This window comes from Actinacidiphila paucisporea, from assembly GCF_900142575.1.
In the GTDB taxonomy this organism is placed as follows: domain Bacteria; phylum Actinomycetota; class Actinomycetes; order Streptomycetales; family Streptomycetaceae; genus Actinacidiphila; species Actinacidiphila paucisporea.
The window spans coordinates 34,983-56,492 of sequence record NZ_FRBI01000022.1; the positions used below are offsets into that span (position 1 = coordinate 34,983).

The following is a 21,510-nucleotide window of genomic DNA, read 5'->3' on the forward strand; positions in this document are numbered from 1 at the left end:
AGGCATTTCATATGCTGATACGGGTCAGGTCCACGGCGGTTCGTCCGGCGGGGCCGTGGGGGCGCCCGGCAGATACAGCGTGGCCTCGGTGCCGCCGCCCGCGGCCGGCGTCAGGGAGACCGTGCCGCCGCACTGCTGCACCGTCCGGGCCACGATGGACAGGCCGAGCCCGCTGCCGGGCAGGGAGCGGGCGCTCGGGGACCGCCAGAAGCGCTCGAAGACGTGCGGCAGTTCCTCGGCCGGGATACCGGGGCCGTGGTCGCGTACGGTCAGCCGGCCGCCGTACAGCCGCACCTCGACGCGGCCGGCGGGCGGGCTGAACTTCACCGCGTTGTCCAGCAGGTTGACCAGGGCCCGCTCCAGGGCCGACGCCTCGCCGCGCACGAACCACGGCGACACGTCCGCGGTGATGGTCAGGTCGGGCCCCCGCAGCCGGGCGCGCTCCAGGGCGGTACCGGTGATCTCGTGCAACGGGACGACCTGGAGGGTCGGGGCGGCGTCCGGGCGGGACAGCTCCTGGAGGTCGCCGATCAGTGCGGCCAGTTCGGTCATCTGGGCCTTCACCGAGGCCAGCAGCGCCCGCCGGTCCTCCGGCGGGATGGCCCGGCCCGTCGCCTCGCTGCGCTCCAGCAGCTCGATGTTGGTACGCAGCGACGTCAGCGGGGTGCGCAGCTCGTGCCCGGCGTCGGCGATCAGCTGCTGCTGCCGGTCACGGGACGACGCCAGCGCGGACGTCATCGCGTTGAAGGACTTGCCGAGCCTGGCGATCTCGTCCTCCCCCTCGACCGGGATGCGGACGTTGAGGTCCTCGGTACGGGCGATGTGCTCGACGGTCTCCGTCAGCTGGTCCACGGGCCGCAGCCCCGTACGGGCGATCCACAGGCCGGCACTGGAGGCCCCGAGCACGCCGATCCCGGCGACGGCGAGCAGGACCCAGGCCAGGGTGGTGAGCGGGTCGGTGACGTCACTGGTGGGGCGGGCGACGGCCAGGGCGGCCGGCTGGCCGTTGAATGCGAAGCCGGTGGTGGAGGTGTGGACGCGCAGCTTCTTGCCGCCCGACGTCACGGTGTGGGTGACCGACGTCTCCTGACCGGGGCCCGGCGGTGTCGCTGCGACCTCCTTGTCGGCGGCGGTGACGGGGAAGGTGCCGCTGCCCGACACCCAGCAGGTGGTGCCGTCGGCGAGCACCAGCTGCACCGACACGTTGGACGCGCTGATGCCGTACTGGCCGCGGTCGGCGGGCGGGCCGCTGATGCAGCTGAACCGGGGGGCGGTGAGCTGGAGCTGCCGCACCGCGTCGGTCTGGCCCTGCCGAAGCGACTTGTCGAGCTGGGCCTCCAGCTGGTTCCTGGTGATCAGCCAGCACGCCAGTGCGGCTGCCGCCACGGCGACCGCCACGGCGGCCGCGGTGAGCAGGGTCAGCCGGGAGCGCAGGGCGAGCTTTTTCACGCGGGGCCGCCGTCGGAGGCGCGCAGGACGTAGCCCACCCCGCGCACGGTGTGCACCAGGCGCCGCATGCCGCCCGCCTCGGTCTTGCGCCGCAGGTACATCACGTACACGTCGAGGGAGTTGGAGGACGGCTCGAAGTCGAAGCCCCACACCGCCTTCAGGATCTGCTCGCGGGTGAGCACCTGGCGCGGGTGGGTCAGGAACAGCTCCAGCAGGGTGTATTCGGTGCGGGTCAGCTCCACCGGGTGGCCGTCGCGGGTGACCTCGCGGGTGGTGACGTCCATCCGCAGGTCGGCGAAGGCCAGGATGTGGTCGCCGGAGTCGCCCGCCGCCGCGGCGGCGTAGGAGCTGCGGCGCAGCAGGGCGCGCAGCCGCGCCAGCAGCTCGTCCAGCTCGAAGGGCTTGACCAGGTAGTCGTCGGCGCCCGCGTCGAGTCCGGTGACGCGGTCGCCGACGGTGTCCCGGGCGGTGAGCATGAGGATCGGGGTGGTGACCCCGGTGGCACGCAGCCGGCGGGCGGTCGTCAGGCCGTCCATCCGCGGCATCAGGACGTCCAGCACGATCGCGTCGGGGCGGTAGGTGTCGGCGGTCTCCAGCGCGGCCATGCCGTCCGCGGCCAGCTCGGTGTCGTAGCCCTCGAAGGCCAGGCTCCGGCGCAGCGCCTCGCGCACGGCGGGCTCGTCGTCCACGATCAGGATGCGGGCGGGCGCCTCGCCGGACTCGCCGGTGCCGGGGGCGGAGCCGTGACCAGGGCTCATGGTGGGGGATACCTCGCTGCTCGACATGGGTGGTGCCGCTGACCCTCTCAGCGTCGCATGGCGCCGCTCGTCCGCGTGCCTCAGTTGGTGCCGCCGCCGCGCAGGGTCGCGAGGTCGGCCTTGACGGTGTTGATCGGGATGGCGAAGCCGAGGCCGACGCTGCCGGACGACGACGAAGACGAACCGGACGAGGAGGAGTCGGAGAACATCGCCGAGTTGATGCCGACGATCTGGCCGGCCATGTTGATCAGGGCGCCGCCGGAGTTGCCGGGGTTGAGGGAGGCGTCGGTCTGGATCGCCTTGTACGTGGTGGTGGAGCTGCCGGTGTCGCCGTTGTACTGGTTGCCGCCGAAGGAGAACGGCCACTGGTTGGCGCCCCCGCTGCTGCTTCCGCTGCCGCTGCCGCCGAAGCTCTGGCCCTGGCCGTTCTCGACCGGGACGGTCACGTCGCGGTTCAGCGCCGAGACGATGCCGCTGGTCACGGTATTGCTCAGGCCCTCGGGGGAGCCGATCGCGACGACCTGGTCGCCGATCGCGACGGAGGAGGAGTCGCCGAGGGTCGCGGCGGGCAGGGCACTGGCGCCCTGGATCTTGATCAGCGCCAGGTCCTTGGCCGAGTCGGTGCCGACGACGCTCGCGGCCGCGGTCTTGCCGTTGGCGTACGTGACGCTGATCTGGCTGGCGCCGGCGACGACGTGGTTGTTGGTGACGACCTGGCCGTCGGCGGTGATGATGACGCCCGAGCCGGTGGCCTTGCCCTGGCCGGACGTGGCGTTGATCTCCACGACGCTGGGGTCGACCGCCTTCACGACGCCCGCGACGGTGCCGTTCAGCGCGGCGGCGTTGACCACGGCGGAGCCGCCGCCGGTGGCGGTGCTGCTGCCGCCCGAGTGGTCGGTGGCGTTGCCGACCAGGGCGCCGATGCCGCCGCCCAGCACGCCGGCCACGATCGCGGCGGCGGCGAAGAGGGCGACGGGCTTGCGGGGCCGCCGCCGGTGCCCGCCGGGCTCACCGGGTCCGCCCGGCCCGCCGGTTTCGCCGGTCGGCCCGTACGGCGGGGGCGGCGGCGGGAAGCCGGCGTAGACGTGGGCGCCTGCCGCCTCGGCCTCGCCCTCGCCCTCGGGCGCGGAGGAGGGGACCGGGGCCTGCTGGCCGTAGTAGAGCGGAAGCTGCGGGTCCTGCGGGTGCTGGGGTTCGCCGCCGTTGCGGCTGCTCTCGGTCATGGCAACGACTCTGGGCCCAGAACATGAGAGGCAGCTGAGCACACGCTGAGAACCCTGACAATATGCCCGATGTAAACAAGATCGGGCCTCTACTCGCCCCTCCGGGCGCGCCGGGGACGCTCCGTTCTCCCCCCAGAGCTGCGCCTGGGGGTTGCCCCACGCGCCCCTTGGGGCACCCCCTGTCGCAGCCACCGGGTGGCACCGTCGGGCAGGGGCGGCGGGTCGGCAGAAGCGAGCCGCAGGCTAGGTGTGGCAGCCGCAGGAGCCGCGGAGGACGAGGCGGGAGGGGAATTGGCGGAGGCGCTCGCGCCGGGCGCCCGGGACCCGCAGGGAGTCGTCGAGCACCGCGTCCACGGCCGCTCTGGCCATGCCCTGGCGGTCGGAGGCCACCGTGGTCAGCGGCGGGTCGGCGAGTGCCGCCTCCTTGACGTCGTCGAAGCCGGCCACGGCGAGCTGCTCGGGGACGTCGATGCGCAGTTCGCGGGCGGCCCGCAGGACGCCGATCGCCTGGTCGTCGGTGGCGCAGAAGATGGCCGGCGGCCGGTCGGGTCCTGCCAGCAGGCCGAGCGCGACCTCGTAGGCGTCGTAGCGGTTGTAGGGGGCCTGGAAAAGGCGGCCCTCGGTGGACCGCCCGGCTTCCTCCATGGCCCGCCGCCAGCCGACGACGTGGTCGGTGACGGGGTCGCCGATCACCGGGGTGACCTCGGTGCCGCCGAGGCAGGCCACGTAGTCGTGGCCGTGCTCCAGCAGGTGGCGCACGGCCAGTTGGGCGCCGCCGATGTCATCGGTGCGCACCGCGATGTCGTCGATGGCCTCGGGCCGCTCGTGCAGCAGCACCACCCGGGCGTCCCAGGCGTCGATCTCGGTGGCGGCGTTGTCGCTGAGTCCCTGGCTGATGAGGATCAGCCCGGACACCCGCATGCCGAGGAAGGCCCGCAGGTAGTGGACCTCGCGCTCGTCGAGGTAGTCGGAGTTGCCGACGAGCACCATTTTCCCGCGCTCGGACGCGGCCTGTTCGACCGCGTGCGCCATCTCCGCGAAGAAGGGCTGGCGTGCGTCGGGGACGATCAGGCCGATCAGGTCGGTACGGCGGCTGGCCATCGCCTGGGCCACACGGTCCGGGCGATAGCCGAGCTGCTTGATGGCCGCGAGCACTCGCTCGCGGGTGGCCGGGGCTACCGGCCGGGGTCCGTTGTTGATGACGTAGCTGACGACCGCGGTGGAGGTCCCCGCCAGCCTGGCCACGTCGTCGCGCGTCACCTTGGGCACGTCGGGAAGTCTACGCGTGTCTATCGGCTCGTCACACGGATCGTCATACGGTCTGCTCAGCGGACGGACGGCTGTCCTGCCGGTCGTCGCGCGCACCGGTCCCGCGGCCCTGCGCCGCCTCGCTGCGCGCGGCCTCCTCGGCGGCCCGCTCGACCTTCTCAGGGGTGACGAAGCGGTAACCGACGTTGCGCACGGTGCCGATCAGCGACTCGTGCTCCACGCCGAGCTTGGCGCGCAGCCGCCGCACGTGGACGTCGACCGTGCGCGTACCGCCGAAGTAGTCGTAGCCCCAGACCTCCTGGAGGAGCTGGGCGCGGGTGAAGACCCGGCCCGGGTGCTGCGCCAGGTACTTCAGCAGCTCGAACTCCTTGAAGGTCAGGTCGAGGACCCGGCCCTTGAGCTTGGCGCTGTACGTCGCCTCGTCCACCGACAGGTCGCCGTTGCGGATCTCCATGGGGCTGTCGTCGCCGGTGATCTGCTGGCGGCCCATCGCGAGCCGCAGCCGCGCCTCGACCTCGGCGGGACCCGCGGTGTCGAGCAGCACGTCGTCGATGCCCCAGTCGGCGGTCACGGCGGCCAGGCCCCCCTCGGTGACGACCAGCATCAGCGGACATCCGGGGCCCGTCGAGCGGAGCAGCTGGCACAGGCTGCGCACCTGCGGCAGGTCGCGGCGGCCGTCGATGAGGATCACGTCGGCGCCCGGGGTGTCCACCAGGGCGGGGCCCTCGGCGGGGGCCACCCGCACGCTGTGCAGCAGCAGCCCGAGCGCGGGCAGCACCTCGGTGGACGGCTGGAGTGCGTTGGTCAGCAGCAGCAGAGAACTCACCGGGGGCTCCCGTCGGTCGTGCGGACATCAAGGGCGTGCAGTGCGTCCTGGTCGAGCAGTTCGCGGTTCAGCACATCGTGGAGGACAGGGCGCGGTGGCGTGGCCACCGGAGAGCGGCCGGGTGGGTCGGACTGGCTCATTTTCGAACTCCTCCTCGGTGCCTGCGAGGACGACGTATTTCGTGCGGAAAGCACGAAAGGACCCGGGGGCGGCATTGCCCAGGTCCTCTTGCAGGGAACAATAGCCCACATGGACAGCGCTGCCGAGGCCGAGGACATGCGTTTCCGTGTTTCACCGCTCACTTCGGGTGGCCGCAGCGCGGTTCTGTTGACGTCCGACGGGATACCGATCGAAGCCGAACACCTGAGCGGCGCCGGGGGTGGGCGCGATCTGGCCATCGTGGTCGCGCACGGATTCACCGGGGCGCTGGAGCGGCCCGCGGTCCGCAGGGCCGCGGCGGTGCTGCGGGCCGGCGGCGGGGTGCTCACCTTCTCCTTCCGCGGGCACGGCCGCTCCGGCGGCCGCTCCACCGTCGGTGACCGCGAGGTCCTCGACCTGGACGCCGCGGTCGGCTGGGCACGGCGGTTGGGCTACGCCAAGGTGGCGGCGGTCGGCTTCTCGATGGGCGCCTCCGTGGTGCTGCGGCACGCGGGCGCGGACGCCGACGCGGGCCTGTCCCGGGTCGACGCGGTCGTCTCGGTCAGCTCGCCCGCCCGCTGGTACTACCGCGGTACGGCGCCGATGCGGCGGCTGCACTGGGTGGTGACCAGGCCCACCGGCCGGCTGGTCTCCCGGGTCGGCCTCGGCACCCGCGTCCACGGGGGCGACTGGGACCCGGTGCCGCGCTCGCCGGTGGAGTCGGTGCCGTACATCGCGCCGACGCCGCTGCTGATCGTGCACGGCGACCGCGACGGCTACTTCCCGCTCGACCACCCGTACTCCCTGGCCGCCGCGGCGGGCGAGGGCGGCGCGGACCTGTGGATCGAGCCCGGCTTCGGCCACGCGGAGAACGCCGCGGACGAGGCGCTGCTGGGCCGGATCGGCGAGTGGCTGACCGCCCGTGTTGGAGCGCGGTGACGCCGACGGTCCATGATGGAGGCGGTTCGCGCCGGCGTACGGACGTATGACGACCGGCGGCAGCGCGGGCGTACCGGACGCACGGCACGGGCGCGACGGGCGCCGCCGGCACCACGATCACGACCGGCGCGACGCGCACCACCCGCACCACCCGCACGACGAAGGACGAGGGGACGGAGCCGCGATGGCTGCAACCGACACGGCCGCGCGCCCGGCGGCGGGCACGATCCGCTACTGGGCCGCCGCCAAGGCCGCCGCGGGCACGGCCGAGGAGCCGTACCGCGCGGCCACGCTCGCCGACGCGCTGGCCGCGGCCCGGCGGCGGCACGCCGCGCGGCCGGACTTCGCCCGCGTGCTGCTGCGCTGCTCGTTCCTGGTCGACGGCCACCCGGTCGGCACCCGGGACCACGCGCAGGTGCCGTTGCCGGACCGCGGCACCGTCGAGGTGCTGCCGCCCTTCGCCGGGGGGTCGGTATGAGCGACCACGGCGCGTACGAGTACGGCGACGGCCACGGCCAGGGGCGCGGTCACGACGAGCGGGCCTACGGCGGCGCGGCCCCCTACGGCGCCGACGGCACCTACGTGCCGGAGCCGCTGCACGCCGCCCCGCCCCCGCAGCAGGGCCAGGACGCCGCCTACGGCGCTCCGCCGGCCGGCGACGACTGGTCGGGGCACGCCGCCGCCCAGGACGGCCAGGCCTACGGTGAGGCCTACGGCGCCCCCGCGCCCGGTGACGGCTGGGGTGCGACACCGCCGGCCGCCCACCCGTGGACGGCGCCGCAGGAATACCCGCAGGGCGGCTGGGAGCCGGCGCAGGCCGCGTATCAGCCCGAGGCGCCCGGCTATCCGCAGGGCGCCGACTGGCACCAGCCGCAGGCCCACGCCTACGCCGACCCGCAGTCCTACCCCGCCGAGCCGCAGGGGGCCGAGCACACCGCCGTCCTGCCGGTGATCGGCGACGAGCCCGCCGCCCGCCCGGGAGGCCGTGCCGCGCGCCGGGGGAGTGCCAGGACCGCGCCGGTGCGGCCCGACGGGCGTACGGGCTCGCCGATCATCGCGCCCGGCATCCAGCCCGCCGCCCTCACCGCGGCCCTGGGCCTGCTGCTCGCGGGCGGGGCCGCGCTCGGCAGGCCGGGCCTGACGGCCTTCCTGGTGCTGCTCCAGGCGGTCACCGCCGCCGGCTGGTTCCGGCTCAACGGCATGTGGCCCGCCCGCCAGGGCATCGTGCTGGCCTTCCTGGCCGGCGCGACCGCCGACGCCGCGATGCTGGTCGCCGACGGCGGCCACGCGCCCGAGGTGGCCGCCGGCACCCTCGGGGTGTGGCTGGTCCTGGTCCTGGTGCTGCAACTGCGCCACCACGGCAGCGCCGACGAGCGGCTGTCCTCGCTCACCGCGACCTCGGCCTCGACCCTGCTCACGGTGCTGGCCTGCGGCTATCTGGCGGCCGCGGTCTCCGACGCGGGGAAGGACCCGGTGGTCGTCGGCGCGGTCGCGGTGGCCGCCGCGACCCTCGTCCGCGCGCTGCCGCTGCCCGGCGAACCGCTGTCCCTGATGACCGCCCTGCTGGCGGCCGCGGCCACCGGCGCGTTGACCGGCGGGGGAGACGGCCTCGGCTCCGCCGACGGCATCGTGCTCGCGGTGTGCTGCGGGGCCTGCGCGCTGATCGGCCTGCGGGTGGCCAGCTACGACTTCCCGTCCCGCTTCGTCCACTTCACGGCGGGCGTGGCCCTTCCGCTCACCGCGGCGGCGCCGGTCGTCTACGCTCTGGGCCGGGCGCTGACCTGAGCGGTTTCCCTGCCGCCGGGCCGGGAAGCAGGTAACGATCGGTGCCGCGGGGGAACCGCGGACCCCCCGCCGCCCGTCAGGCGTTGCGGAAGTCGAGGGCGGAACGAGCCGGGGAGTACGGGCGCATGCGAGTGTGGCGGGCAGTCCTGATCGTGGCGGTGGTCCTGGGCGGGCTGTTCGTCGCCGCCGACCGGATCGCGGTCTCCGTGGCGCAGAACAAGGCAGCCGAGCGCGCCCAGGCAACCGAGGGGCTCGACCACAAGCCGAAGGTGTCGATCGAGGGCTTCCCGTTCCTGACGCAGGCCGCGTTCGGGAAGCTGGACGACGTCAAGATCTCGGCCGACGACATCGCGGCGCGGGACGGCGGGCAGAGCCTGCGGATCGCGACCTTCGACGCCCACCTGCACGGGGTGAAGTTCTCCAACGGCTACCGCACGGCGATCGCCGACAGCGCCGACGGCGTCGCCTTCATCACCTACGCGGACCTGTCCAAGGCCGCACCGCTCGGCATCACCGTCTCCTCGGCGGGCACCAGCGCGGACGGCAAGGCGATGGTCAGGCTGACCGGGACCATCCCCGGCATCGGCGCGAAGCTCAGCGTGCTCAGCCAGGTGACCGTGCGCGGCGCGGACTCGATAGGGCTGCACGCGGTGAGCCTGCCCAAGGAGCTGACCGCGCTGGGCCTGGAGGACAACGTCAGGCAGCAGATCGACTTCGTGCGGCAGCTGACCCACCTGCCGTCCGGGATCTCGCTGACCTCGCTGACGACCTCGCCGGTGGGCATATCGGTGGCGGCCGGCGGGAAGCACGTGACGCTCGCCGGCTGAGATCGGGCCGCTTTGTCCCGGGATTCGGGGGGCGGTAAAGAGGGAATCCACCATGCGGACAATCTTGTCTCGCCATATGACACGCCGGTGACACCAACGCGTTCATTTCCCTACGATCGGGACTCATGAAGCGACAGGCGGATCTCACGAAGCGGCGGGCAGTCGACCTGTGCCGCGTCGCCGCCATGCTCTGTCGCATGCCCTAGGGGCGGCAGCTCCCCCGCGCCGAAGCCGGCCGCAAGGCCCCCGGCGCAGCCTGCCTGCCCCGTGCCGTGGAGCGCCGACCGAGCCGCTTGACCGCAACGCACCACACCGCATCCGCGCGTCGCGCAACCGCACCATCCGTACTGCCCCGGAGGAGAACAGCATGAGCCGCAGTGACGTCCTGGTCGACGCCGACTGGGTCGAGGCCCACATCGACGACCCCAAGGTGGTCATCGTGGAGGTGGACGAGGACACCTCGGCGTACGACAAGAACCACATCAAGAACGCCGTCCGCATCGACTGGAAGAAGGACCTCCAGGACCCGGTCCGCCGCGACTTCGTGGACCAGGCCGGCTTCGAGGCGCTGCTGTCCGCCAAGGGCATCGCGAACGACGACACCGTCGTGCTCTACGGCGGCAACAACAACTGGTTCGCGTCCTACGCGTACTGGTACTTCAAGCTGTACGGCCACGAGGCCGTCCGGCTGCTGGACGGCGGCCGCAAGAAGTGGGAGCTGGACTCGCGCGACCTGGTCGCCGCCGTTCCCGAGCGCCCCGCGACCGACTACAAGGCGAAGCCGCAGAACACCGCGATCCGCGCCTTCCGCGACGACGTGGTCGCCGCGATCGGCACGCTGAACCTGGTCGACGTCCGCTCGCCCGACGAGTTCTCCGGCAAGCTGCTCGCCCCGGCCCACCTCCCGCAGGAGCAGTCGCAGCGCCCCGGCCACGTGCCGAGCGCCCGCAACATCCCGTGGTCGAAGAACGCCAACGACGACGGCACCTTCAAGTCCGACGCCGAACTGGTCCAGCTCTACCAGGACGAGAGCGTCGACCTGGCCAAGGACACCATCGCGTACTGCCGGATCGGCGAGCGCTCCGCGCTCACCTGGTTCGTGCTGCACGAGCTGCTCGACCAGGACAACGTCAAGAACTACGACGGCTCGTGGACCGAGTACGGCTCGCTCGTCGGCGTGCCGATCGAACTCGGCGCCAACTGAACCCCGGAGGTATGACCGCAATGTGTGGAGCCAAGGCCGGTGGGCCGGATCTGGCAGGAGTTGACGTGGCGAACGAGACCATCATCCAGGGTTCGGTGACCCGCGACGGCGAGCCCGTGAGCGGATACGTGCGGCTGCTGGACGGCGGTGGCGAGTTCACCGCGGAGGTGCCGACCTCGGCGACCGGGCAGTTCCGCTTCTTCGCGGCGCCCGGCACCTGGACGCTGCGCGCGCTGGTTCCCGGCGCCACGGTGGACCGCACGGTCGTCGCCCAGCAGGGCGCGGCCGCCGAGGTGGCCATCGCCGTCTGACGGCGCTCCGGCCTCCCCGGCGCCACCTGACACGGCCCGGAGGGCCGCACTCCGCGCAAGGGGGTGCGGCCCTCCGGGCCGCTGTCCGAGATGTTTCGGTATCGGCCTGGCGGACGTACCGTTGAAGCGTGGACGCACGACGCCGTCATCGCTATTTCGCCATGATGAGCACCTGCGTGGTGCTGTTCGTCATGGCATGGTCGGTCGTACGCCTCTGGTCGGTGCAGGCCGCCATCGGGATGTGTCTGGTGGCCGCGGTCATCCCTCCCATCGCTGCGATCGTCGGCAACCGGCGCGGTCCGAACGAGCGGTGGTTCGATGAGCCGCAGGAGAAGGATCCGGACGCGGGCACCGGGGACCCGGAGTCCGACGCGTGGTGGGACGAGCTGGAGGGCAAGGGCCGCAAGGACCGCCGCAGATGACCCCCTGCCGCGGCCGCGGTCAGTAGACCAGCGCCTGCACCCCGTCGGGCATGATCTCGCTGACGAACAGCTGGGCACCCGCGATGCGCACGCCCTCGATCACGTCCTTCTCCGTGATGTCGCGCCGGGCCGCGCACTGGGTGCACAGGGTGATCCCCCCGCCGGCCAGCACCGCGTCGATCAGGTCGGGCAGCGGTGCCGCGTGCGGCAGTTCGAACTCCGCCGCCCGCCCCGGCAGCGCGAACCACGCCGACTCGCCGGTCAGCCAGAGCGAGACCTCCACGCCGCTGGCCACCGCGACGGCCGCCACCGTGAACGCCTGCGAGCACCGCTCGGGCGCGTCCGCGCCCGCCGTCACCTTGATCACGAGCTTCTTCGCCATCCGCCCAGCGTAGGCGGTGCAACCTTGTGGGACAGGTCACATTCCACGAGGCGGAAATTGGTAGGGACGCCGCGCGTCGGCTGGACATAATACGAATCCGCGTGCAGCAGATCGCATGCCTGCGCGTCTTTCGCCTGGGGGGGCTCCATGCAACACATCGACGGCGAAGCACGCCGTGACGCAGGTCAGGACGGGGACGTGACCCCGTCGCCGGCCCTGCTGCTCGAACCCGAACTTGTCTCGTCCTCGGTCCCGCCGCCGCCCGAGCCCTACCGGCCGATGGCCCGCCGCCGGCTGACGCTGGTCGTCGCCGCCGCGGCCGTGCTCGGCGTGCTGGCCGGCGCGGGCGCCGGCTACCAGGTGCAGCGCGGGCGCACGCCCACCCCGCTGCCGCCGCTGGTCGCCGCCGCTCCCTCCCAGCCCCGGGGCACGGCCCCGCCGCAGCCCCCGCCCAAGGTCGCCGACGACCGCGACGCGGTCTACGAGGCCGACCTGCTGAAGCTGATCCTGCCGACGCCCAAGGGCGCCAAGCAGGTGGACCGCGGCTGGCTCAGCCAGGCCGACGTGGCGGACAACTGGGGCGACCCGGCGTCCGAATACGGCGAGCTGGGGCAGAACGGCTTCCGCCGGGCGGCCGAGGCGCACTGGACGGTGGGCAGCAGCACCTTCACCGACACCGATGTCACCCTCATCCAGTTCCGCGACGACCAGAGCCCGTACACCTCGCAGATGCTGCGGGAGAACGAAGGCGGCGACGGCGACCACCAGGACTACGCCACCCCCGTCCCCGGCACCGACGACGGCCAGGTCCTGCCCTCCGCCGACCCCTACGACGAGGGCCACGGCCTGAAGGTCTACGTCGGCACGGGCCAGGCCAGGGTCGGCTCCCTCTACCTCCAGGTCTTCGTGAGCTCGGTCCACCCGGTGTCGAGGAAAGCCGTCCTGTCCGTGATCACCAAGCAGCTGGAGCGGCTGTGAGCGAGCAGCACCCGGAGCCGGCGCCCGCGGCCCCCCTCCCGCCCGAGCCCCTCGCGCCCGCGGCCCCCGCCTGGCCCGAGCCCGAGCCCGCCCCGCCCGCCCGGTCCAAGGAGCGGCGGGACCTGCTGGTCGCCGGCGCGCTGCTGGCCGTCGCGGCCCTGGCCGGCGCCGGCTACCTGCTGTTCGGCAGGGGCGGCGGCGAGCCCGCGGCCAAGGCCACGCCCTCCGCCGTGTCCTCCGCCGCGCCCACCCCCGCGGCCACCAGGGCCTACGGGGTGACGGCCGGCGGCACCCACTACGGCGATCTCGGGGAGCTGCTGCTCCCGATGCAGCCGTCCCTGGCACCGGGCCCGGACGACCAGCAGTACGGCAACGACACCGTGCTCGACGCCGCCCAGGCCAAGTCGATGGCCAAGGGTGGTGACGGCGCCTCCCAGCTCACCGCGAAGGAGCGGCGGCAGGTCGACGCCGAGCTGGACGCCATGCACATCAAGGGTTCGGCCCTGCGGACCTTCCGCCGCCAGGACGGCAGCGACACCTACGAGCTGACGATCGTGCAGGTCGGCAACAAGCTGGCCGCGGGCGCCGCTCCCGAGGCCTTCCGCAAGCTCAGCGAGCGCTCCGACGTCTTCGGCAAGGGCCCGGCGGTGCCCGGCCACCCGCACGCGGTCTGCGTGGTGCCGGGACCCAGCACGAAGAAGGCCGACGACCGGCTGGACTGGCTCGATGCGCTGTACTGCCAGGCCACCGAGGGGGACCTGATGGTGACCTTCCGCGTCGAGGGCCCCGCGGTGGACAGGAGCGCCGCCGTGGCGCTGATGGCCCGGCAGCTCGACCGTATCCAGGCACCGGGAGAGGGCGTCTGATGTCCGAGGTCTCCGCACCCCCGCCGCCCCCGTACCTGCCGCCGCCCCCGCCGTACGCGCCGCAGGGCGTCGCCGCCCCGAGCCGCGGCATGGCACCGCGGCTGCGGGTCGCGCTGCGCTGGACGTCCGTGCTGCTGGTCTTCGCGGTCTTCGGCGCCGGGACGGCGTACGCGGTGACGCGCCCGGAACGCACGAAGATCCCCGGGCTGGCGACGCCGGACGACGGGCGCTGGGTCTACCCGCCGCTCGCGCTGCCGCAGCTGCCCGCGCGCAAGCCGCGCCCGCTGGACACGGCCCGCAACCCCGGCGGCGTCCACTACGCCGACGTACGGTCCCTGCTGGTCCCGCTGCCCGAGGGCGCGACCGCCGACCCGGCCTTCCCCGGCGCCGGGGCCTGGCTGCCGACGGCCACCTACCTGAAGGCGATGAGCGGCGGGGGCGGTGCGCAGAAGGAGCTGTTCCTCAAGGACCAGGGCCTGCGGCACATCGCGGGTCGCGCCTGGACGATGCCCGACGGCACCAGGACCGAGGTGTATCTGCTGCAGGCGATCTCCGCGGGCTACGCCAACGTCATCGGCTCGGACGCGGACGCCAGGCCGCTGGAGGGCGTCAGCACCGACAAGGTCGACCACAGCCTCGCCGACGGCACGGTCCCCAAGGGCGTGGACATCTCCGGCTACGGCGAGACCGCCCCCTACGGCGCCGGCATGTCCCGCTACGCCTTCGTGACCGCGGGCGACACCGTGGCCCTGGTCCGGCAGACCCGCAAGGGCGGCGAGGTGCCCGAGCAGGCCTTCCGGCAGACCGTACGGCTGCAGGCCCAGCTGCTCGGCTGAGCGGCACGTCACGTGGGGTGACCGCGCCGGGGGCAGGGCCGCGCACTAGACTTGTGGGCGGCCCTGCCCGCTGCCCTCGCGAGGAGCACGACCCGTGCACATTGAGTACTACTACGACATCCTGCTCGTGCTGGTCTGCGTCGGCGTGGCCGCGTTCGCCCTCTACGCGGTGAAGAAGCTCTACCAGGGCCAGCGCTGACATGATCGAGATCCCCTCCGACCTGCACCCCGACCTCGTGCCGCTGGTCTTCCTGCTCGGCCGCTGGGAGGGCGCGGGCGTCTTCGACTTCCCGGGCTCGGAGAAGTGCAACTTCGGGCAGTCCGTCTCCTTCACGCACGACGGCCGGCCGTTCCTCGAGTACGTCTCGCACACCTGGGTGCTGGACGACGAGGGCAAGAAGGTCAGGCCGCTGGAGAGCGAGACCGGCTTCTGGCGCATCGGCGCGGACCGCAAGGTCGACGTCACCACCACCCGCGACGAGGGCGTGGTGGAGATCTGGACCGGCGAGCTGGCCGAGGGCAAGCCGCAGATCGACCTGGTCACCGACGCGGTCGCCCGGCTGCCCTTCGCCCCCGAGTACAGCGGCGGCAAGCGGCTGTACGGCTACGTCAACAGCGACCTGATGTGGGTCGGCGAGAAGGCCACCCCCGCGGTGCCGCTGCGCCCGTACATGTCGGCGCACCTGAAGAAGGTCGTGGACCCGCGGGAGTGGGTCGCCGACCTCAAGGACCTTCCCGACGACGGCATCGCCTTCTTCAAGTAGCCGCTCGGCCGCCGGATCGCCGCCGGCGGCGGGTACCCGATCCGCGGTCCCCGGTCGCGCGGCACGGTCCCGCCCCGGCCGGGCGACCTACACTGGCCGGATGGTCACCACCGACTGGAAGACCGACCTGCGCCGGCGCGGCTACCGGCTGACGCCGCAGCGGCAGCTGGTGCTGGAGGCCGTCGAGCGCCTGGAGCACGCGACACCCGATAACATCCTCTCCGAGGTGCGCAGGACCGCGTCCGGCGTCAACATCTCCACCGTCTACCGCACCCTGGAGCTGCTGGAGGAGCTGGGCCTGGTCAGCCACGCCCACCTCGGGCACGGCGCTCCCACGTACCACCTCGCGGACCGGCACGACCACATGCACCTGGTGTGCCGCGACTGCGACGTGGTCACCGAGGCCGACGTGGGCCTGGCGGCGCCGCTCGGGGAGCGGCTGCGGTCGGAGTTCGGCTTCGAGACCGACATGAAGCACTTCGCCATCTTCGGCCGCTGCCGGGACTGCGCGGCCAAGGCGGCGGACTCGTAGCCCCGGCGCCCGCAGCCCCGCCGCTCGCGGTCCGGGCGCTCTTCCCCGGCTGCCGGCACCGCCGTTCGCGGACTGCCGATCCGGTCATACGACCGGCCTGGTCGTAGTCTTGACGGCATGACCAAGAGCCCCCTGCTGTCGCTGCCCGGCGCCGTCCCCGCGGAAGGCCCTGACGAAGGGGTGGCCGCGCACTACGGCGACCTCTTCCGTGAACAGCGCTCGCTCGCCGACGGCACCGGTTTCGTGGACCTCTCGCACCGCGGTGTGGTGACGGTCAGCGGCGCCGACCGCCTGTCGTGGCTCCACCTGCTGCTCACCCAGCACGTGGAGAGCCTGCCGCCCGGGCAGGCCACCGAGGCGCTCGTCCTGTCCGCCCACGGCCACATCGAGCACGCCCTCTACCTGGTCGACGACGGCGCCACCACCTGGATCCACGTCGAGCCCGGCACGCAGGGGGCGCTGCTGGCGTACCTGGAGAGCATGAAGTTCTTCTACCGGGTCGAGACCGCCGACGCCTCCGAGCAGTTCGCCGTCGTGTACCTGCCCGCCGGGTCGATCACGGCACTGCCCGCGGAATGGGTCGTACGGGAGACGCCGTACGGCCGGGAGGTCTTCGTCCCGCGCGAGCGCCTGGAGGAATTCGCCGCCCAGGCGGGACCGGCCATCGGGGTGCTCGCGCACGAGGCGCTGCGGATCGAGGCGCACCGGCCGCGGCTCGGCCTGGAGACCGACCACCGCACCATCCCGCACGAGCTGGGCTGGCTGGAGACGGCTGTGCACCTGCAGAAGGGCTGCTACCGCGGCCAGGAGACGGTCGCCCGGGTGCACAACCTGGGCCGCCCGCCGCGCCGGCTGGTCTTCCTGCACCTGGACGGCAGCGAGGTGCGGCTGCCGGGCCACGGCGCCCAGGTAAGGGTCGCGGCCGAGGGCGAGGACGGCCGGGCGGTCGGCATGATCACCTCGTCTGCCAGGCACTGGGAGCTGGGCCCGATCGCGCTCGCGGTCGTCAAGCGCAACACCCCGGAGGGCGCGACGCTGCTGGCCGAGGACACCGCGGCGACCCAGGAGACGGTCGTCGCCCCCTGACGCGGCGGAGCCCTACAGCTCCAGGACGACGGTGAAAGGCCCGTCGTTGGTGAGCGAGACCTGCATGTCGGCGCCGAAGACCCCGGTCTCGACGGTCGCGCCCAGCGCACGCAGCTGGGCGACGACCTCGTCGACCAGCGGCTCGGCGATCTGGCCGGGCGCGGCGGCGTTCCAGGTGGGGCGGCGGCCCTTGCGGGCGTCACCGTAGAGCGTGAACTGGCTGATCACCAGCAGCGGCGCCGCGATGTCGGAGCAGGACCGCTCGTCGGGCAGGATGCGCAGCGTCCACAGCTTGCGGGCCAGCGCCGCGGCCTTCTCCGGGGTGTCGTCGTGCGTCACCCCGACCAGGACGCACAGCCCGGGGCCCTGCACGGCTCCGACGGTCCGCCCGTCGACCACGACCTTCGCCTCGCTCACCCGCTGGGCCACCGCACGCATGGCCTCATTGTGTCGGGTGGGCGGACGCCGCCGGTATCCGGGTGGGCGGCGCGTACGCGGGGGGCTCGCGACCGGCTGCGGGGGGCGCGTACGGGCGCCGGCGCGCGCCGGGCCGGCCGCCTCGCACAACTGTCGCGACGGCCGTTCGGGTGCAGACCCGCTGCGGGGTGCCGGTAGCAGGTGGCAGCATCGACGGCAGGATCCCTCCCGTGGCCTTCCGCCGGGTGCGAGCCGCCCGTCAAGGGGCCGGCACGCCGGGGCTGCTGCGGGCGGGTGACGACAGGTATGACCACATCCGGCGCCGGACAGACTCCCGGCACCGCGGGCCGCAGCGCCGGCGGTGCCACCCCCGGCGCCCACCAGGAAGGGCCACCGCATGCTGAAGGCCGACGCACCAGGGCCGTCCCGCCCGCCCGCGCCCCGCGGCCCGCTGGCGGACACCGCGGCCGCCGGCCTGGGCGACCTCGACCTGGCGGCGCTGCGCACCCTGCGCGGGGACGCCCAGCGCGAGGAGGCCGACCTGTCGTATCTGCGCAGGCTGCTGCACGGGCGGATCGACATCCTGCGGGCCGAGCTGAGCCGCAGGGCGGGCACCTCGGCCGAGGGGCTGCCCGGCGGCCCGGACGCGCCGGTGCTCGACCGGCTCCCGGAGATCCTCGCCGACGGCCCGTCCCGGGTCCGCTCCGCCCGGCACGTCACGCTGGGCACCCCGCTGAGCCCCCGGGTCCAGCGGCTCGCCGCCGACATGCTCGCCGAGGTCGAGCTGTCCGACCTCGACGCCCGCACCGACCCGGAGCTGCATGCCGCGATGGGCCGGCTGGCCCGCCACGAGCAGCAGGTCTCCGGCCACCGGCAGCGCCTCCAGCAGACCGTCGACGACTGCTCGGCCGAGATCACCCGCCGCTACCGCGAGGGCGAGGCCCACGTCGACGACCTGCTCGCGAACGACCAGACGTTCTGAACCGGGGGCGGCAGGGGGCCGGTTAACCGGGTGCGGGGCGCGGGCGCGGCTGCGTAACGTGCGGACATGGGTATTGAGATACGCACGATCACCGAGTCCGAGGTCGGCACGTGGGTGCGGGCGATGCACACCGGCTTCCACCGTTCGCAGACCGTCAGCGCCGAGGAGATCGCGCTCGCACGGCCCGGCTTCGACCTGGAGCGCACGCGCGGCGCCTTCGACGGGGACCGGTGCGTGGCGACCCTGCGCAGCATGGCCCGGGACCTGACCGTGCCGGGCGGCGGTTCGGTGTCCGCCTCCGCGGTCACGAACGTCACCGTGACCGCCACCCACCGCCGCCGCGGCCTGGCCAGCGGGCTGATGGCCGCCGACCTCGCCGCGGCCAAGGAGCGCGGCGAGGCCGTGTCGATCCTTGTCGCCGCCGAATACCCGATCTACGGGCGCTACGGCTTCGGCCCCGCCACCTGGGTCACCGAGTGGGAGGTCGACGTACCCAGGACCGCCCTGGACCGCCGGTACACGGGACCCGACCCGGCCGAGGGCACCGTGGAGCTGATCAGCGCCGCCGAGGTGCGCGCGCTCGGCCCGGCGCTGCACGAGCGGGTCCGCACCCGTACCGTCGGCGCCATCAGTCGCGACGCGCGCTGGTGGGACCGCGCCACCGGCGCGATCGTCCTGCCCTCGTTCGGCTACAAGGAGTCCTTCTTCGCCGTCTACCGCAATGCGGAGGGCGAGGTCGACGGCATGACCGCGTATCAGGTCAACGACCCGTACTGGCCGGACAAGCTGCCCAATGCCGACGCCGAGGTGCTCTGGCAGATCGCCGCCACCCCGGTCGCCGACGCCGCCCTGTGGCGCTACCTGCTCTCGCTGGACTGGGTGGTGCGGCTCAAGTCCGGCCACCGCGCGCCGGACGACATCCTCCCGCTGCTGCTCGGCGACCCCCGCGCCGCCCGCACCAAGACTTTCGCCGACTACATGTGGCTGCGGCTGCTCGACATCCCCGTCGCCCTGTCCGCCCGCGGCTACGCCCCGCTGGCCGCGGACCTCGTGCTGGACGTCCACGACCCGGCGGGCCTGGCCGGCGGCACCTTCCGCCTGGAGACCGCCCCGGGCGCCGCCCCGCGCTGCACCCCGGCGCCGTCCGCGGCCCCCGACCTGAGCCTGGACGTGGCCACCCTCGCCCGCCTCTACCTCGGCGACGAGTCCGCCCTGCGCCTCGCGGCCCTCGGCCTGGTGGCCGAGCACCGCCCCGAGGCCGCCGCCATCGCCGACCACCTCTTCCGCACCCCGCGCCGCCCGTGGTGCCCCGAGGTCTTCTGACCCCCGCCGGGCATGTGCAGAGCCCCCGGGCCTCTCGGCCCCGGGGGCTCAGTGCTGCGCGAGATAGGCCAGCGCGATCAGGATGCCGCCGGCGCACCATGCCTGCGTGCCGTGCCTGCGGGACCGCGACCCGATCCCGCAGAACAGGAGTCCCGCTCCCATGACCGGGCCGTAGCGGTTCTCCAGCCCCTGCTGCACCAGCCAGACCAACAGTTCCGTTAACAGCATCGCCCTCACCCCCTCCTGGGCGACTGACGTGGTCTTCTTCCCTCCATGGCGACGACGCTAGGTCCCCGACTTGTCGGCGCCCAGCGGGTCCCGGGCCCGCACCTGCCCGGCTTGGCTGCCGGCACCCGGATGTCGGCTGACGCTCGTGCGGCACTGGACGGGCGTGTGGGCCGAGCCTGCTTGGTCAACTTCGCCAACTTCCGGTCAAATCGCAGAAGTTGATTGATGCCCGGCAATCATGTTGTGCCACTTGGCGGAGATCGCAAAACGAATCTCAGTCAAGTCCCAAAGTTGACAGAGGGTTGTACGCTGTTGCCATGAGCCTGCACGAGTCGGCTGTGAGCGGAAGTCCGCCCGACGTGCCGTATCTGCGGATCGCCTGGGAGCTGCGCCGCGACATAGGAGAGGGCAGGTTCGCGTCGGGAGCCCAACTGCCCACCCAGGCGGCGCTGGTGCGGCGCTTCGAGGTGTCCCGCGCCACCGTGCAGCGCGCGCTCGACGAGCTGCGGCGGGAGGGCCTGATCGACTCCCAGCAGGGCCGCGGCTCCTACGTCCTCGACCGGTCCGCGGCGCACTCGTCGCCCGAGCCGGCGGGCGTCGGCCTGACCACCTACGTGGACGCCGCCTTCGAGGCGGCCGACATCACCCTGGACTCCTTCTCGTTGACCGCCGAGACGCTCAACTCCGCGCTCCAGGGCCCGCTCCACCGGGTGCGGACCGGTGAGCTGCGCCCGGACTCGATCGCCGTACGGCTGCTGCTGCCGTCGCCCGACGCGGACCTCGCGCTGCCCAAGTCGGTGGACGACGAGGCGGACGACCGGCCGCTGCGCCGACTCCGCACGCTGACGATCAGCCAGGCGATCACCCTGCAGAGCGCGGTGGGCGCGCTCGCCGACTCCGGGCACGTGGCGGATGTGGCGGTGCACATCAGGACGATCCCGGTCACCCCGATGCACAAGCTGTACCTGCTCAACGGCACCGACGCGCTGTACGGCTACTACGAGGTGGTCAGGCGCAGCGTCCCCTTCGGCACGCAGGAGGCGGAGATCTACGACGTCCTCGGACTGGACGCCACCCTCTTCCACTACTCGGCGGCGACCGACGACGACCAGGGCGCGGCCTACGTCCGCAGCTCGCAGCGCTGGTTCGACTCGCTCTGGTCAACGATCGCCAAGCCGTTGACACTCTTTGAGTGACCTCGCACCTGACCCCGCGCACCACGGTCGACACGCTCACGGAGCTGCTGGCCGCTGCCCACTGCGTCCTGTTCGACTTCGACGGTCCACTGACCTCGGTCTTCGGCGGGCACGAGGCGACCGAGGTGGCGGCGGCGCTGAACACCCGTATCGCGTCGTGGCCGCAGGCGCCCGACCTGACCGACCGCACCGACCCGATGCAGATCCTGCTCGACGTGGCGACCGCGTTCGACGGCTCGCGACACGACCACCGGGTCGCGGAACTGGACAAGCTGCTGGCCGATCAGGAGGCCATAGCGGTCGCCTCGGCCCGCCCGACGCCGTACGCCGACTCCCTGGTGCGGCGGCTGGCCGCACGCGGCAGGGCCGTCGCCGTCACGACCAACAACTCGGCGGCGGCGGTCGTGAGCTATCTCGACATGCGCGGCCTGGCGGCCTGCTTCGGGCCCCATGTGCACGGCAGGGCGGCCGACCCCCGGCTGATGAAGCCGCATCCCTCCTGCCTGTGGGAGGCGATGCGCAGCACGGGCACCGGCCCCGGCGAATGCCTGATGATCGGCGACTCCCCGCGCGACTACGAGGCCGCCTGCGCCGCCGGTGTCGCCTTCCTCGGCTATGCCAAGGACGCCAGGAAGCAGCGGCAGCTGGCGGACGCCGGCGTCAAGCACATGGTCGACTCGCTCGTGCACGTGTACCAGGCGGCAGCCGTCGCGTAGCCCGGACCGCCCTCTGGTGGCGGACGGCTTCCCGGCGAGCGCGCGGCGGACAC

Annotated in this window: 27 protein-coding genes; 18 read left to right on the forward strand and 9 right to left on the reverse strand. The window is 73.2% G+C overall.

The window, feature by feature from the left end:
- Positions 1-24: 24 nt before the first annotated feature.
- The 6 genes from BUE44_RS26570 to BUE44_RS37620 form a co-directional block, all read right to left on the reverse strand.
- A complete protein-coding gene (locus BUE44_RS26570; protein WP_073501531.1) occupies positions 25-1,449 on the reverse strand; it encodes a sensor histidine kinase in 1,425 nt (474 codons plus the stop codon).
- On the reverse strand, positions 1,446-2,207 hold the full coding sequence (locus tag BUE44_RS26575) for a response regulator transcription factor (protein ID WP_073501532.1): 762 nt from the start codon (positions 2,205-2,207) through the stop codon (positions 1,446-1,448). The genes BUE44_RS26570 and BUE44_RS26575 overlap by 4 nt, the downstream gene beginning before the upstream one ends.
- A gap of 80 nt (positions 2,208-2,287) precedes the next feature.
- Positions 2,288-3,430, reverse strand: a complete 1,143-nt coding sequence (locus tag BUE44_RS26580) for a S1C family serine protease (RefSeq protein ID WP_073501533.1) — start codon at positions 3,428-3,430, stop codon at positions 2,288-2,290.
- A gap of 243 nt (positions 3,431-3,673) precedes the next feature.
- A complete protein-coding gene (locus BUE44_RS26585; protein ID WP_073501534.1) occupies positions 3,674-4,699 on the reverse strand; it encodes a LacI family DNA-binding transcriptional regulator in 1,026 nt (341 codons plus the stop codon).
- A 43-nt stretch (positions 4,700-4,742) separates the two neighbouring features.
- On the reverse strand, positions 4,743-5,525 hold the full coding sequence (locus BUE44_RS26590) for a response regulator transcription factor (protein ID WP_073501535.1): 783 nt from the start codon (positions 5,523-5,525) through the stop codon (positions 4,743-4,745).
- Positions 5,522-5,665 carry a hypothetical protein gene (locus tag BUE44_RS37620; RefSeq protein ID WP_159450305.1) on the reverse strand — a complete coding sequence of 48 codons (144 nt, stop codon included), beginning with the start codon at positions 5,663-5,665 and terminating at the stop codon, positions 5,522-5,524. Before BUE44_RS37620 ends, BUE44_RS26590 begins: the two co-directional genes overlap by 4 nt.
- A 109-nt stretch (positions 5,666-5,774) precedes the next feature.
- On the opposite strand from BUE44_RS37620, the gene BUE44_RS26595 reads away from it, so the two are divergent.
- From BUE44_RS26595 to BUE44_RS26630, 8 genes are all read left to right on the forward strand, one after another.
- Positions 5,775-6,602 carry an alpha/beta hydrolase family protein gene (locus tag BUE44_RS26595; RefSeq protein WP_079190108.1) on the forward strand — a complete coding sequence of 276 codons (828 nt, stop codon included), beginning with the start codon at positions 5,775-5,777 and terminating at the stop codon, positions 6,600-6,602.
- 184 nt (positions 6,603-6,786) lie between these two features.
- Entirely contained in the window at positions 6,787-7,080 is a 294-nt protein-coding gene (locus BUE44_RS26600) for a MoaD/ThiS family protein (RefSeq protein ID WP_200804530.1), read from the forward strand.
- Positions 7,077-8,387 carry a hypothetical protein gene (locus BUE44_RS26605; protein WP_073501536.1) on the forward strand — a complete coding sequence of 437 codons (1,311 nt, stop codon included), beginning with the start codon at positions 7,077-7,079 and terminating at the stop codon, positions 8,385-8,387. Before BUE44_RS26600 ends, BUE44_RS26605 begins: the two co-directional genes overlap by 4 nt.
- Before the next feature lie 125 nt (positions 8,388-8,512).
- Complete coding sequence (locus tag BUE44_RS26610) at positions 8,513-9,214, forward strand: LmeA family phospholipid-binding protein (RefSeq protein ID WP_073501537.1); 702 nt, start codon at positions 8,513-8,515, stop codon at positions 9,212-9,214.
- Between the two features lie 125 nt (positions 9,215-9,339).
- Positions 9,340-9,420 (forward strand): putative leader peptide, encoded by an 81-nt coding sequence (locus BUE44_RS39845; protein ID WP_355342331.1) that lies wholly within the window; start codon positions 9,340-9,342, stop codon positions 9,418-9,420.
- A 161-nt stretch (positions 9,421-9,581) separates the two neighbouring features.
- Complete coding sequence (locus BUE44_RS26620; RefSeq protein WP_073501538.1) at positions 9,582-10,418, forward strand: sulfurtransferase; 837 nt, start codon at positions 9,582-9,584, stop codon at positions 10,416-10,418.
- Between the two features lie 20 nt (positions 10,419-10,438).
- Positions 10,439-10,729, forward strand: coding sequence for a DUF1416 domain-containing protein (locus BUE44_RS26625; RefSeq protein WP_069466740.1), 291 nt, complete (start codon positions 10,439-10,441; stop codon positions 10,727-10,729).
- Between the two features lie 128 nt (positions 10,730-10,857).
- A complete protein-coding gene (locus tag BUE44_RS26630) occupies positions 10,858-11,151 on the forward strand; it encodes a DUF3099 domain-containing protein (RefSeq protein ID WP_073501539.1) in 294 nt (97 codons plus the stop codon).
- A 19-nt stretch (positions 11,152-11,170) separates the two neighbouring features.
- On the opposite strand, the gene BUE44_RS26635 is transcribed toward BUE44_RS26630, so the two are convergent.
- Positions 11,171-11,533 carry a DsrE family protein gene (locus BUE44_RS26635; protein WP_073501540.1) on the reverse strand — a complete coding sequence of 121 codons (363 nt, stop codon included), beginning with the start codon at positions 11,531-11,533 and terminating at the stop codon, positions 11,171-11,173.
- A gap of 198 nt (positions 11,534-11,731) precedes the next feature.
- Between BUE44_RS26635 and BUE44_RS26640 the strand changes: the two genes are divergently transcribed.
- From BUE44_RS26640 to ygfZ, 6 genes are all read left to right on the forward strand, one after another.
- Positions 11,732-12,511 (forward strand): hypothetical protein, encoded by a 780-nt coding sequence (locus tag BUE44_RS26640; protein WP_073501541.1) that lies wholly within the window; start codon positions 11,732-11,734, stop codon positions 12,509-12,511.
- Positions 12,508-13,377: a hypothetical protein gene (locus tag BUE44_RS26645; RefSeq protein WP_073501542.1), complete on the forward strand. Its 870-nt coding sequence runs from the start codon at positions 12,508-12,510 to the stop codon at positions 13,375-13,377. Before BUE44_RS26640 ends, BUE44_RS26645 begins: the two co-directional genes overlap by 4 nt.
- Positions 13,377-14,213 (forward strand): hypothetical protein, encoded by an 837-nt coding sequence (locus BUE44_RS26650; RefSeq protein WP_073501543.1) that lies wholly within the window; start codon positions 13,377-13,379, stop codon positions 14,211-14,213. The genes BUE44_RS26645 and BUE44_RS26650 overlap by 1 nt, the downstream gene beginning before the upstream one ends.
- A gap of 200 nt (positions 14,214-14,413) precedes the next feature.
- On the forward strand, positions 14,414-14,977 hold the full coding sequence (locus BUE44_RS26655) for an FABP family protein (RefSeq protein ID WP_073501544.1): 564 nt from the start codon (positions 14,414-14,416) through the stop codon (positions 14,975-14,977).
- Positions 14,978-15,077: 100 nt separating this feature from the next.
- The gene (locus tag BUE44_RS26660) at positions 15,078-15,509 is read left to right on the forward strand and encodes a Fur family transcriptional regulator (protein WP_073501545.1); all 432 of its coding nucleotides are present in this window, start codon (positions 15,078-15,080) and stop codon (positions 15,507-15,509) included.
- A 117-nt stretch (positions 15,510-15,626) separates the two neighbouring features.
- Complete coding sequence (ygfZ, locus tag BUE44_RS26665; protein ID WP_073501546.1) at positions 15,627-16,595, forward strand: CAF17-like 4Fe-4S cluster assembly/insertion protein YgfZ; 969 nt, start codon at positions 15,627-15,629, stop codon at positions 16,593-16,595.
- A gap of 12 nt (positions 16,596-16,607) precedes the next feature.
- Here the strand turns inward: ygfZ and dtd are convergent, their stop codons facing one another.
- Positions 16,608-17,033 (reverse strand): D-aminoacyl-tRNA deacylase, encoded by a 426-nt coding sequence (gene dtd / locus BUE44_RS26670; RefSeq protein ID WP_073501547.1) that lies wholly within the window; start codon positions 17,031-17,033, stop codon positions 16,608-16,610.
- A gap of 376 nt (positions 17,034-17,409) precedes the next feature.
- On the opposite strand from dtd, the gene BUE44_RS26675 reads away from it, so the two are divergent.
- Both BUE44_RS26675 and BUE44_RS26680 read left to right on the forward strand, forming a co-directional pair.
- Entirely contained in the window at positions 17,410-17,994 is a 585-nt protein-coding gene (locus tag BUE44_RS26675; protein ID WP_073501548.1) for an RsiG family protein, read from the forward strand.
- Positions 17,995-18,060: 66 nt separating this feature from the next.
- Positions 18,061-19,317, forward strand: coding sequence for a GNAT family N-acetyltransferase (locus BUE44_RS26680; RefSeq protein ID WP_073501549.1), 1,257 nt, complete (start codon positions 18,061-18,063; stop codon positions 19,315-19,317).
- A gap of 48 nt (positions 19,318-19,365) precedes the next feature.
- On the opposite strand, the gene BUE44_RS26685 is transcribed toward BUE44_RS26680, so the two are convergent.
- Positions 19,366-19,545: a hypothetical protein gene (locus tag BUE44_RS26685; RefSeq protein ID WP_143172589.1), complete on the reverse strand. Its 180-nt coding sequence runs from the start codon at positions 19,543-19,545 to the stop codon at positions 19,366-19,368.
- A gap of 317 nt (positions 19,546-19,862) precedes the next feature.
- Between BUE44_RS26685 and BUE44_RS26690 the strand changes: the two genes are divergently transcribed.
- Both BUE44_RS26690 and BUE44_RS26695 read left to right on the forward strand, forming a co-directional pair.
- The gene (locus BUE44_RS26690; protein WP_073501551.1) at positions 19,863-20,741 is read left to right on the forward strand and encodes a GntR family transcriptional regulator; all 879 of its coding nucleotides are present in this window, start codon (positions 19,863-19,865) and stop codon (positions 20,739-20,741) included.
- Positions 20,738-21,457, forward strand: a complete 720-nt coding sequence (locus tag BUE44_RS26695; RefSeq protein ID WP_079190109.1) for an HAD family hydrolase — start codon at positions 20,738-20,740, stop codon at positions 21,455-21,457. Before BUE44_RS26690 ends, BUE44_RS26695 begins: the two co-directional genes overlap by 4 nt.
- Positions 21,458-21,510 lie beyond the last annotated feature (53 nt).